The organism is Salegentibacter sp., from assembly GCF_041642575.1.
In the GTDB taxonomy this organism is placed as follows: Bacteria; Bacteroidota; Bacteroidia; order Flavobacteriales; family Flavobacteriaceae; genus Salegentibacter.
This window is the reverse complement of record NZ_JBEPWD010000064.1, coordinates 1-12,288: the sequence shown is the minus strand read 5'-3', so window position 1 is coordinate 12,288 and position 12,288 is coordinate 1. Positions and strand designations below refer to the sequence as shown.

At 39.1% G+C, this 12,288-nt stretch carries 12 protein-coding genes and 1 tRNA gene; 1 reads left to right on the top strand and 12 read right to left on the bottom strand.

The window, feature by feature from the left end; translation table 11 throughout:
• Nucleotides 1-66: 66 nt before the first annotated feature.
• The 9 genes from ACESK1_RS09785 to ACESK1_RS09745 form a co-directional block, all read right to left on the bottom strand.
• Nucleotides 67-792 (bottom strand): porin family protein, encoded by a 726-nt coding sequence (locus ACESK1_RS09785; protein ID WP_372920000.1) that lies wholly within the window; start codon nucleotides 790-792, stop codon nucleotides 67-69.
• A gap of 100 nt (nucleotides 793-892) precedes the next feature.
• Nucleotides 893-1,375, bottom strand: a complete 483-nt coding sequence (locus tag ACESK1_RS09780; protein ID WP_372919999.1) for an ExbD/TolR family protein — start codon at nucleotides 1,373-1,375, stop codon at nucleotides 893-895.
• 37 nt (nucleotides 1,376-1,412) lie between these two features.
• Complete coding sequence (locus tag ACESK1_RS09775) at nucleotides 1,413-2,021, bottom strand: ExbD/TolR family protein (protein WP_372919998.1); 609 nt, start codon at nucleotides 2,019-2,021, stop codon at nucleotides 1,413-1,415.
• A 4-nt stretch (nucleotides 2,022-2,025) separates the two neighbouring features.
• Nucleotides 2,026-2,463 carry a hypothetical protein gene (locus tag ACESK1_RS09770; protein ID WP_372919997.1) on the bottom strand — a complete coding sequence of 146 codons (438 nt, stop codon included), beginning with the start codon at nucleotides 2,461-2,463 and terminating at the stop codon, nucleotides 2,026-2,028.
• 14 nt (nucleotides 2,464-2,477) lie between these two features.
• Nucleotides 2,478-3,281 carry a MotA/TolQ/ExbB proton channel family protein gene (locus ACESK1_RS09765; protein ID WP_372919996.1) on the bottom strand — a complete coding sequence of 268 codons (804 nt, stop codon included), beginning with the start codon at nucleotides 3,279-3,281 and terminating at the stop codon, nucleotides 2,478-2,480.
• Between the two features lie 78 nt (nucleotides 3,282-3,359).
• Nucleotides 3,360-3,447: transfer RNA gene (locus tag ACESK1_RS09760), tRNA-Ser, on the bottom strand.
• A 72-nt stretch (nucleotides 3,448-3,519) separates the two neighbouring features.
• Nucleotides 3,520-4,548 carry an asparaginase gene (locus ACESK1_RS09755; RefSeq protein WP_372919995.1) on the bottom strand — a complete coding sequence of 343 codons (1,029 nt, stop codon included), beginning with the start codon at nucleotides 4,546-4,548 and terminating at the stop codon, nucleotides 3,520-3,522.
• Complete coding sequence (locus ACESK1_RS09750; RefSeq protein WP_372919994.1) at nucleotides 4,532-5,674, bottom strand: 1-acyl-sn-glycerol-3-phosphate acyltransferase; 1,143 nt, start codon at nucleotides 5,672-5,674, stop codon at nucleotides 4,532-4,534. The genes ACESK1_RS09755 and ACESK1_RS09750 overlap by 17 nt, the downstream gene beginning before the upstream one ends.
• A 50-nt stretch (nucleotides 5,675-5,724) precedes the next feature.
• Nucleotides 5,725-6,492: a TatD family hydrolase gene (locus ACESK1_RS09745; RefSeq protein WP_372919993.1), complete on the bottom strand. Its 768-nt coding sequence runs from the start codon at nucleotides 6,490-6,492 to the stop codon at nucleotides 5,725-5,727.
• 51 nt (nucleotides 6,493-6,543) lie between these two features.
• Here ACESK1_RS09745 and ACESK1_RS09740 point away from each other — a divergent pair, with 51 nt between their 5' ends.
• Nucleotides 6,544-6,978 carry a TIGR02281 family clan AA aspartic protease gene (locus ACESK1_RS09740; RefSeq protein WP_372919992.1) on the top strand — a complete coding sequence of 145 codons (435 nt, stop codon included), beginning with the start codon at nucleotides 6,544-6,546 and terminating at the stop codon, nucleotides 6,976-6,978.
• A gap of 247 nt (nucleotides 6,979-7,225) precedes the next feature.
• On the opposite strand, the gene odhB is transcribed toward ACESK1_RS09740, so the two are convergent.
• The 3 genes from odhB to ACESK1_RS09725 form a co-directional block, all read right to left on the bottom strand.
• Nucleotides 7,226-8,467, bottom strand: a complete 1,242-nt coding sequence (gene odhB / locus ACESK1_RS09735; protein ID WP_372919991.1) for a 2-oxoglutarate dehydrogenase complex dihydrolipoyllysine-residue succinyltransferase — start codon at nucleotides 8,465-8,467, stop codon at nucleotides 7,226-7,228.
• A gap of 65 nt (nucleotides 8,468-8,532) precedes the next feature.
• Complete coding sequence (locus ACESK1_RS09730) at nucleotides 8,533-11,301, bottom strand: 2-oxoglutarate dehydrogenase E1 component (RefSeq protein ID WP_372919990.1); 2,769 nt, start codon at nucleotides 11,299-11,301, stop codon at nucleotides 8,533-8,535.
• 195 nt (nucleotides 11,302-11,496) lie between these two features.
• Nucleotides 11,497-12,288, bottom strand: a 792-nt coding sequence (locus ACESK1_RS09725) for a polyprenyl synthetase family protein (protein ID WP_372919989.1), incomplete at its 5' end; no start/stop codon positions are given.

Genomic DNA, 12,288 nt, shown 5'->3' with positions numbered 1-12,288 from the left:
CCCCCAGAACTTCTATTGGGATTCTTGGTCGGTTTATTTCCTCAACTGATACTTTGGAGATTCTGGTTATAGGATGTAAAACATCAATCCTACCCTTACCAGATGCATCCCAATTTCAGAATCATCTACCCTTGCATCGTTGAAGAGGGGATTAAGGCTGTAGTAAAAGTGAAAATTAAAAGTATTATAGCCAAAGGTGAGGTTAGCTCCAATCCGGAACCTTTCTAATTCGGGGAGATCATATTGTACCACCTGGTTACCAGGCTGCACAAAATTAGATTTGAAATTATAAATATACCCCAGTTTTAAACCTGTATAAACACGCCAGAATTTATAGGTTTCAGGCGTAGAGGTTCGCCATCTAAATTCGAGAGGGAGTTCAACAAGCTGAGTTGTAAATCGGTTAGTATCATAATCAAGGCTTCTGTCAAGGCTCCTGAAAATAGTTTCACCGTTTTCTGCCTGACCGATGAAAAGATTATGACCAAAGCTGTTTAATGACCAGCCGAGACCCGCTCCTATAGCAATATTGCGTTGTTTATTAAGCGGAAAATCTCTAATGAGCCCCAGGTGTATTCCTCCTGAAAAACTTGATTGTGAGATAGAGGATGCTTTTTGATCTATAAGATTAAAGGTGAGGCCAACATAAAACTGGTCTTCCCGATATAGGCTGTCTATTACCGAAGGAACTGAATCAGGAATCCTTCCCGTCCCTTCCCGTTCGTCAATTTGCCCACTAAGCAACACAGGAAATAGAAGAGGTAAAAGATAAAGTAGCCGCACCAGGTTCATCTTATTTAATTGAATATTAAATATAAAAAAACATCCTACCTTAAATAAAATTTTGGCAGGATGTTTTCTACAGTTATGAAAAGATCTAACGGCTTTTACGTTATTCCATGTTTTTTGCAGCTTCCCCTTGAAGTGTTGTGTAATTGATCTTTAGGGCTTCAGCTTTTCTCAATTCTTGCTTGATATCTGAAACCAATCCCATATTTGTTTCTTCGTCTACCTTAAGAGCGGTAGTTAGATAGGGGATCAATTCTTCCCGTTTAGTTTCTCTTTCTGCGAAAATAAACTGTTGTACTTCACCTACACTGGCAAACTTATCATTCAACTGGATTCTAGCCTCCGTACCAAAACGTTCCTGGTAGCGCGGACTCGGTTTCCCGGCATAGATATACATTACCAAGTCCTTTTTATCAAGTTTTTCAACTTGATCGGCAAAAGGTAATTTATTCTCTACCATCAGCGTATTTTGACGCATTACGGTAACCACCATAAAGAAGAACAGAAGCATAAATACAATATCCGGTAAGGATGCTGTACTAATAGCAGGTTGCCCTTCATTTGTTTTCTTTTTGAATTTAGACATAATTAAGTCTCAAATTTTAATTTGTTAGTTAAGCCTCTTAACCTGTTGGCTCTGCTTCAGAGAGCTTTTGAGGTATCATATCTTTAATAGCCTCAATTTGCTCCTTAAGATTATCTTTATTCCCGTTATAGTTTGGATCATCATAATCCTTCTGCATTTGGGTAAAGGATTTACCAAACAAACGTTCAGCTTCCCTATCTCTTAATTGATTATAGGCCGCTACCAATTCATTTTGAACTGCAATGTAGGTTCCGTACTCTGTCCCGCGGTTATTTACTAAAGAAATAATAGCTTTCTGTGGGTTCACAGATAAGTTTGGATCACCGGGTCCCTGACAGAAATCACAGGCTTCATCACCTGTTCCTCCTCCATTATCCAGGAATTCAAAGGCTGCCTCACGCAAATCTTCAATCTCCATAGCTTCATCTTCAACAAGCAACTCATTATTTCGGTTAACAAGTACCATAAAGATGTTTCTCTGCTTAATTACCGGCGGCTCTTGCTCTTCTGGCTGCCACGGGGGTAGTTTCCTACTTATCCCGCTATCTGTCTCAATGGTTGTGGTTACCAAAAAGAAGATTAGAAGCAAGAAAGCAATATCGGCCATCGAGCCGGCATTAACTTCTGGTGCTGATCTTCTTGCCATATTATTACTTAATTAATTTTTTAATTCCAGATAATATCATTGCTAGAATAGCTATTCCTGCAAGTATGTAAAAGGTTACTAAGCCTGCACTTATCCAATGCGCTCCATTAGCAGAAAGCATGCTTCCATCTTTTAGGGTCATTTCTGTCCCGTCGGTAATTACATACGCAATTATAATAACCGCCAGGAAGGCTCCAATAGAAATAAGTGTGTTCTTTATATTCCCTCTAAACAATCCTTTTAGAACAAAGATAGCCACTAATACGATCACAATTGCCAGTACTAAATAAGCTACCCACATAAACGGATCAAGAAGACTGTTTTGCAGATCGGCCGAGGCCTCTATAGCATCACCGTCTTCGGCCATGATCCTTCCAAGTAGGATAAGACCTATAACACCAATAACGAGGGCTATATATTTTAATATTTTATGTAAAGTCATAATTTATTCTGGTCTTAGATTCTTTTTTTGTTTTTGTAAGCTACCAACATATCGATAAGAGTAATAGATGCATCTTCCATGTCATTCACGATGCTATCGATCTTAGCGATAATGTAGTTATAAAAAATCTGAAGGATAATAGCCACGATCAAACCAAATACGGTTGTAAGAAGTGCTACTTTAATACCTCCGGCAACAAGCGATGGTTGCATATCTCCGGCAGCTTCAATTCTATCGAAGGCAGTAATCATACCAATTACAGTACCCATGAAACCAAGCATAGGAGCAATTGCGATAAATAGAGCAACCCAGGAAACATTCTTTTCCAGTTGTCCCATTTGCACACCGCCGTAGGCAACAACAGCTTTTTCTGCTGCTTCAATGCTTTCGTCGGCACGGTCAAGACCTTGATAGTAAATAGAGGCAACAGGACCTTTAGTGTTTCTACATACTTCTTTAGCAGCATCTACTCCACCATTGTTTAAGGCATCCTCAACATCCTGGGCCAGTTTTCTGGTGTTTGTAGTAGAAAGATTTAAAAAGATAATTCTCTCGATGGCAACAGCCAAACCAAGAATTAAACATAAAAGAACGATCCCCATAAATTCAGGACCACCTTCTATAAAACGTTTTTTAAGTTCCTGGTGAAAACCAAGGCTTTCTTCCTCTACCTCGTCAGCGGCAGCGGCAGCCTCATCATCCTGTACAAAATTTACAATTGTCTCAGGTAATGAATTCACATTATTGGCCGCATTAAGGTTTCCGGCTCCTAACACCATCACCGCGGCGATTACCAAAATTGAAAATAATCTTTTCATTGCTGTTTGTCTTAATTTAATTAGTTAAAGGGTTAAAGATATAAAAATAAACTTTTAATAAAAATACATATAATTTAGCAGAGAGGAAGGGATTCGAACCCTCGATACGCTTGTGGCGTATACACACTTTCCAGGCGTGCGCCTTCGACCACTCGGCCACCTCTCTTTCTTAACGTTTTCTAAACGGTGCGCCAAATAACAAAAAAAAATAAACTCAATCAAGTAGTTGGCGTTAATTTTATAACATTTCCCCTCGCAGAGAAGTTTCAAAGATAGTTTTAAAAACTTCCGGACTTAAATCTTTTCCTAATAAATACATCAATTTCGCTACTGCAGCCTCTGTAGTTATGTCTTTTCCTGAAACCACTCCTATTTGTTTTAGTTTAACGCTGGTTTCATATTGCCCCATATTTACACTTCCGGCAATACATTGAGTTACATTTACCACAATAAGCCCTTCAGCTATTTTTTCCTTTAACACCTCAATAAACCAAGGATCACTAGGAGCATTCCCGCTTCCATAAGTTTCAAGGACTATCCCTTTTAAATCTTTCTTTGATAAAATATGCCTAATCGTACTTTCACTAATCCCTGGAAACATCTTAAGAATAAGGATATCATCATTAAATGAGGTATGCAGTTTTGTAGGCTGCTTGCGGTTTGGCTTCCATAATGCGCTATAATTAACTGAAAGATAAACCCCGGATTCTGCCAGTGGAGGATGATTCATAGAAGCAAAAGCCTGAAAATGCTCTGCATTTATCTTTGTGCTGCGGTTGGCACGGTAGAGTTTATATTCAAAATATAGCCCTACTTCATTTATTACCGGCCGATCATTTTTCTGAAGTCCGGCGATTTGTATACTCGTTATCAAGTTTTCCTTGGCATCGGTTCTTAAATCACCTATGGGCAACTGTGAACCGGTAAAAATCACCGGTTTGGTGAGATTTTCAAACATAAAGCTCAAAGCTGAAGCGGTATAGGCCATGGTGTCGCTACCGTGCAGAATTACGAAACCGTCGTAATCTTCAAAATTTTCATTAATGGTATTCGCAATTTGTAGCCAGCCTTTAGGATCCATATTTGAAGAATCTATGGGTTCCTCAAAACTCAATGTAGTAATATTATGTTCCAGGATTTTTAACTCCGGAATATTCTGAAGTAACTCATCAAAATTAAAAGCTTTTAGGGCTCCGGTATCATAATCCTTTATCATACCAATAGTCCCTCCGGTATATATTAAGAGGATTTCAGCCTTTTTCTTCATATAGTGCCTCTTTATTTATCACCGGATTCGCATACATTAAAAGGTAACTATTGAGTTCAAGAGCATTTTTCACATCAATTCTTCGCGAGATCCTGCGTTCAAACTGCCTTTTTTCCTTTTCAGTGTATTTATCAGAATAAGTTTTAGCATTCTTTAAAAGGTCACAAGCGATATAATTTGATGGCCAGAGTTTATAATTTCTATAAATGGCCTCGTCAATTTTTGTGGCAATGATTTTCAATTGTTCATTTACAGAAGTAGCGCGCTCTTTCACTTCATCAAAAACCTCATCTCCAAGAATCTTTCCGGCGCTAATATGTATACGGCCTTTATTTCCCAACGCGCCCTGCATAATGCTGTTAAAATCTTCATTGGCAGACTTCACATAAGTCTCCTGCATGCGTTTTGCCATAATTTCCGGCATTTTCAACCTATCGGTAGGATCAAATTCATAAGAAATCGCAACAGGGACAATCTTTAATTTTTTCAGATAATCGGTTAGGCTAAGGTCACCTTTAGCCATCGCAATCATTTTTAGAACACCTTGCTGGGTATGATCACTGCCATCTTTGGTTCGTCCTTCTCTTTGGGCCATCCATACCGAACGTCCTTCTTCAAAAAGAAGATATTTTATATAATTAGATAGATTCTGTGAACTTTTAAGCATTTCCCTTGGGCCCAAACCTCGTTTAACCAAAAAATTCCGATTAAGTCGGGAAAGCAACATTAAAAAAGGTTTTTGCACCAGGTTATCTCCAATGGCCGAAGCCGTCATCACTAAATCGCTTTCATAAAGAGCACTATTCAGCAAGGAAGTATCCAGCACTATATCCCTGTGATTGGAAATATAAAAATAAGACTCCTCTTTATCCAATTTATCGAAACCTGAATAGGTTAGACCTTCGGTACTGCGTTCCAGAACTTTCTGAACAGAGTGATAGATTACCCTGGATTGGAAATCCTTTATGGAAGTACAGTTATGTGTAATCTCTTCGATTTCGGCAAAATCCTTATCTGGAAATGTAAACTGAAGCAGCGCCTTGATCATAGGGTGCTTGATGTTATCTCTTAAGGCCTGTTGCACCTCATCATCGCGGTAAAATCTTATTTCTTCAAAATCCTTCACAAAAAGTCTTATTTTCTTGGCAAATGAACAAATTTTAAATGTATCCCTCCCTAAATTCCAAAAATATCTTTAGAGTTTTGGGTAGTGATTTCAGCTACTTCTTCCAGGGGAATTCCATAAACTTCTGCAACTTTCTCAGCTACTTTTATCAAATATACAGGTTTGTTGCGTTTTCCCCTAAAGGGCGCAGGGGCCAGATAAGGTCCGTCAGTCTCCAAAACTATTTCCTTGAGCGGGATTTGATTCAAAAATTTATCGATTTTTCCATTTTTAAAAGTGACTACCCCGCCTATCCCTAGTTTCATATTATATGACAAGGCTTGCTGAGCCTGCTCATAAGTTCCCGTAAAACAATGAAAGATCCCGAAGAGATCATCGCTTTTTTCACTTTCCAAAACTTCAAAAATCTCATCGAAAGCCTCACGACAATGAATTACTATTGGTAACTTATATTTCTTAGCCAGCCGAATTTGATTTCGGAATGCTTCCTGTTGAATTTTCAGTGTGGTTTTATCCCAGTAAAGATCAATTCCTGTTTCCCCAACTGCCACAAAATTTCTATCTGAAAACTGTGCTTCCACCTTGTTGAGTTCGTCCCTGAAATCATCTTTTACATGAGTTGGATGCAAACCTGCCATCAGGAATACATTTTCTGGAAAGTTTTTCTCCAGCTCATACATTGCGGGAACGTAAGATGAATCAATCGCCGGAAGGAAAAATCTATTGATGTTGCTTTGGATAGCTTCTTCTATAAGCTCCTTTTGATCTTCCTGAAAATCTTCGCTATATAAATGTATATGGGTATCGGTTAAAATCATAAATGCAAAAATAATTTATTTTGAAGACCTATCTTTGTCAAAAAACAAGGAATGTCATTAAAGAAATTGCTGAAAGAGAAAGGTTACAAGCGCATTAAGCTAAAAGCCACCAAAACCAATCACCTTGAACTGGTTGCAAAAATAAACAATATTGAAGGAAATTTCATACTGGATACCGGAGCTTCCAGCACCTGTGTTGGGATGGATTCGGTAGAACATTTTCAACTGCTCGCTGAAGATAGCGACATAAAAGCCGCTGGAGCCGGGGCTACCAATATGCTCACTCAGATTGCTCTGAAAAACCGAATTCAGATAAAAGGTTGGAAAAAGAAAAAGGTAGACCTGGTGCTTTTTGATCTACGCCACGTAAATGAAGCCCTTATTAACCATGATGCAGAAAAAGTCCATGGTATAATTGGTGCCGATCTACTAAATAGAGGCAAGGCGATTATAGACTACAAAAACAAATCACTATATCTAAAATAAATTAGGGGATTTTTCCCCTTGTCCTGGAACATCTTTAAACTTAGTTTTGAACTTTAATGTTAGAAGATGCAGATTTTGTTCAGAAGTAAAACCTTTATTACCGTATTTTTTGTAATCCTCGTTATTGCAATCATTGGGGTTTTATTCTTAAATATCGCATCGCTTGTCTTTTATTAATTTGTTAATGTGAATTAGAAAAGGAGGCTCTTTCGGGCCTCCTTTTTTGATTATAGTGCTAATTAGATTTTTAAAGTTCCAAAGCCCGTTTAACATCATTATCCATTAATAGCTCTTCGGGATTTTCAAGGGCCTCCTTAATAGCTACTAAAAATCCTACAGATTCTTTTCCGTCTATAATCCTGTGATCATAAGATAATGCCACATACATAATAGGTCTTATTTCCACGTGACCATCTATGGCAACCGGACGCTCTACAATGTTGTGCATTCCAAGGATCGCACTTTGAGGTGGGTTAATAATAGGAGTAGAGAGCATAGAACCAAATACCCCACCATTGGTGATGGTAAATGTTCCTCCCGTCATTTCATCTACGGTGATCTCTCCATCTCTTGCACGGGTGGCCAGCCGCTTCACTTCTGCTTCTATCCCCCGGAAACTAAGATTTTCAGCATTTCTAATTACAGGGACCATTAATCCTTTAGGGCCTGATACCGCAATGCTTATATCTTTAAAATCATGGTTGATCTGGTAATCGCCGTCTATCATAGAGTTTACATCCGGAAAGAGATCCAAAGCTCTAACAACGGCAAGAGTAAAGAAGGACATAAATCCAAGGCCTACACCATGCCTGTCTTTAAATTCCTCTTTGTATTTTTTACGCAATGCGAATATTGGAGACATATCTACTTCGTTAAAAGTAGTTAGCATTGCAGTTTCATTCTTAACCGTAACAAGTCTTTGCGCAACTTTACGTCTAAGCATAGACATTTTTTTTCGAGACTCCCCTCTCTTCCCAGGACCGGGAGTTCCCATTGAAGCCTTAGCCTGTACAGCGTCTTCTTTAGTTATACGCCCGTCTTTACCACTTCCTTTTACAGATTTGGCCTCGATTCCTTTTTCATCAAGAATTTTCTTTGCAGCGGGAGATGGACTTCCCGTAGCATAGCTTTCTTTTTCCGATTTTTTTGGTTCTTCCTTTTTCTCTTCCTCTTTAGGCTCTTCCTTTTCAGATTTCTCTTCTTTCTTTTCTTCGGATTTTCCGGATTTTTCTTCGCCACCATCTGGTTTTGCAGCCTCAGTATCGATAAGACAAACCACCTCACCTACCGCTACGGCATCGCCTTCCTCGGCTTTAAGGGTGATTATCCCGCTAGCTTCCGCAGGAAGTTCCAGGGTTGCTTTATCGCTGTCTATTTCGGCAATTGCCTGATCTTTTTCAACGTAATCTCCGTCTTCAACAAGCCACTGGGCTATTTCTACTTCGGTTATTGATTCTCCCGGAGAAGGAACTTTCATTTCTAAGGCCATGTTCTTATTTTTTATTTTGTAATCTCTGCCAGGCAGAAATCTATTTCGAATTTACTTTTTATTATTTATTCTTCTAAATTTTTATCAAACACGCAGGCAATAACTTTTTCGTGACGTTTTTTAAACCTCACCGAACTACCGGCAGCGGGTGAACCATAAAATTTCCGGCTGCAAACCCTGAAATTCTTCGCTTCATCAAAATGCAACAACAAGTGACCATAAGCCCCCATGTTTCTTGGCTCTTCCTGAGCCCAAACAATGTCATCGGCATTTTTGTATTTTTTCAAGGCTTCTTTCATTTCTGAAACCGGCAGCGGGAATAATTGTTCCAGTCTTACCAGGGCTACATCATCGCGCTTATTTTCTTCCCTGAATTCCAATAAGTCATAATAGAATTTACCGGTACAGAAAACAAGGGTTTTAATCTTATCTACCTTGGCATCTTCATCATCCAGGAACGGCTGGAAACTACCATTTGCAAATTCTTCTTTTGTTGAAACAACTTTTGGATGTCTCAATAAACTTTTTGGAGTGAAGATAATTAGCGGCTTCCTGAAACCAGATTTCATTTGCCTTCTAAGAATATGGAACATGTTGGCCGGGGTAGTAACGTCGGCTACATACATATTATCCCTTGCACAAAGCTGAAGAAAACGCTCCATTCTTCCCGAAGAGTGTTCTGCTCCCTGTCCTTCATACCCATGCGGCAAGAGCATCACCAATCCGTTCTGTAATTTCCATTTATCTTCGGCAGCAGAAATATATTGATCGATCATAATCTGGGCACCATTCACGAAATCCCCAAACTGTGCTTCCCAAATGGTAAGTGTTTTTGGGCTAGTCATGGCGTAACCATAATCGAACCCTACAACCCCATATTCAGCTAAAAGAGAATTATAGATAAATATATCCCCATCTCTATCTGGAATATTATTATGAAGGATAATTTCTTCTTCGCTATCTTCAACTTTTAATACGGCGTGACGGTGAGAGAAGGTTCCTCTTTCACTATCCTGGCCACTAAGCCGAACATTATAACCTTCGGTCATTAGGGTGCCATAAGCCAGATGCTCTGCCATAGACCAGTCAAGCTTGTTATCTTCGAAATACATCTTCCTCCTACCCTCTATGATCTTATTGATCTTTCGAAGGAATTTTTTATCACCGGGCAATTTCGAAATAGTATCTGCCACCTCATCAAGCTTCTTAATATCCACAGTGGTATCGATGGATTCCAACATCCCTTCTTGTCGCACTGATTCAAAGCCTTCCCATTCCTCATACATAAATGGTGTCACCCTGGTAGTTTCTTCTTTTCTTGAATCTTCCAGGTTTTCGTCTAGTTTGGCTCTGTATTCCTTATCCAGTTTCCCTACATAATCTTCTTCAATAACCCCTTCCTGTTTAAGCTTTTTGGCATAAATGTCTCTGGGGTTATCGTGCCTGGCAATTGCCTTATAAAGTTTTGGCTGGGTAAATCTGGGTTCATCCCCTTCATTATGTCCATATTTTCTATAGCCCAATAAATCGATAAATACATCGCGACCAAATTTCATCCTGAATTCCAGTGCAAATAGAATAGAGTGAACCACTGCTTCAACATCATCAGCATTCACGTGAAGTACAGGAGAAAGAGTCACTTTCGCAATATCGGTACAATACGTAGAAGAACGACCGTCCAAATAATTAGTGGTAAAGCCAATTTGGTTATTAACCACAATATGAATGGTTCCACCGGTTTTATAACCGTCTAATTGAGCCATTTGCACCACTTCATAGACCACTCCCTGGGCCGCAATAGCAGCATCCCCATGAACCAGGATAGGAAGAACCTTACTGGTATCTCCCTCGTAGCGTCGATCTTGCTTTGCCCGGGTTATCCCCTCTACTACTGGACCTACAGTCTCCAGGTGAGATGGATTCGGAGCAATATTAATATTAATTCCTTTTCCTTTATTGGTAATACGGCCTGAAGACCATCCGAGGTGATATTTTACATCCCCGTCAAAAATATCCTGCTCGTAATCTTTTCCGTCAAATTCGCTAAATATATCTTTTGCGCTTTTTCCGAAGATATTGGTAAGCGTATTTAATCTTCCGCGGTGGGCCATCCCCATCACAAACTCCTTAACTCCTATCTCAGCCGCCTTTTCAATTAGTGAATCGAGAGCCGGGATCAAGCTCTCACCCCCTTCCAGGGAAAATCGCTTTTGGCCTACATACTTAGTATGGAGAAAAGATTCAAAGGACACTGCTTCATTTAATTTTCTGAGAATTTGCTTTTTCTCCTCTGAATTAAATGAAGGATGGTTTTCATTTACATTAAGCTTAGACTGAATCCAGGAAATTTCTTCCGGTTTACGAATATACATATACTCGATCCCTATTGAATCGCAATAAACATTCTCAAGGTGAGTAATTATTTCTTTAAGCGTTTTGGGACCTATGCCCAATACATCTCCCGCATTAAAAACAGTATCCAGATCTTGTTCTGAAAGATCAAAGTTATTTATATCAAGGGTTGGTGAATATTTACGACGCTCCCTAACAGGGTTTGTTTTAGTGAATAAATGACCCCGTGTACGATAACCATCAATTAATCGAATTACTCTGAATTCTTTAATAACATGATCAGGTATCTCTCCCTCTTCAAAGTTTACCGGAGCTTCCTCAAGGGTATCAGGCGAAATGCCATTTTGCTCCATCCCAAAATCAAATCCTTGAAAAAAAGCCCTCCAACTGGGCTCTACACTATCGGGATATTGAAGGTATTGGTCGTAAAGTTCGGCGAAATATGCTGTGTGTGCAGCATTTAGAAATGAAAATCTATCCATAGGTGGAAACTAATGTTTCTTATAAATCTAAAAACAGGACAAAAATACAATTTTTAGAAAAAGGCGCTGAAGAAAACGATATAATTATCCTATGCCTTATAAGAAGTTTAACATAGTAAGCCCACGTATTATCAGGAAAAATTCTGTAAGCTTGAGAAATTTCATATCATTTTCAGATTTATCCTAAGACATAATTTAAACTTGTCTTCCCATTAAGCTTGCCCCGAATTGACGTAGCGGATTTTTTTTGTCTTCCTTCAGGTCGATCTGGTCTAAAATTTCGAAGGCTTTTTGAGTATATTTTTCGATTTCTGCGCGGGTTAGGTCTGCAGCACCGCTGCTTAAAAATATTGATTTTACTGCGTCGATTTTACCCAAACTCTCTGCCGGATTAATGGAATAAAGATGCTCAAGCTGTCTTGCTTCCCGCTTACCGGATAGCTCTAACGCCTTTAAATAGAGAAAGGTTTTTTTATTTACTATTATGTCTCCACCTGTTTGTTTTCCAAAGGTTTCGGGGTCTCCAAAAATATCGAGGTAATCATCCTGTAATTGAAAAGCAATTCCAAGAAGTCTTCCGTATTGATAAATAGCATCTTTACATTCCTGAGAGGTTTCTGCAACTATTGCTCCCATTTGTAGAGAGGCACCTACCAAAACAGCTGTTTTGTATTCTATCATTTTTAGATAGTCCTCGATCTTCACATCCTCTCGAGTTTCAAAATCCATATCGTACTGCTGGCCTTCACAAACCTCTCTAGCCGTTTTTGTAAATAATTCTGCCAGTTCCCGGAATACCTTATCCTCATAATTTTCGAATAATTGATAGGCGTTTATCAACATCGCATCCCCGGAGAGAATTCCTGTATTAAGATCCCATTTCTCGTGAACGGTTTTTTGACCGCGTCTAAGCGGAGCAGCATCCATTATATCGTCGTGAACCAGGGAGAAATTATGAAAGATCTCAATGGCCAGAGCAGCATCAAG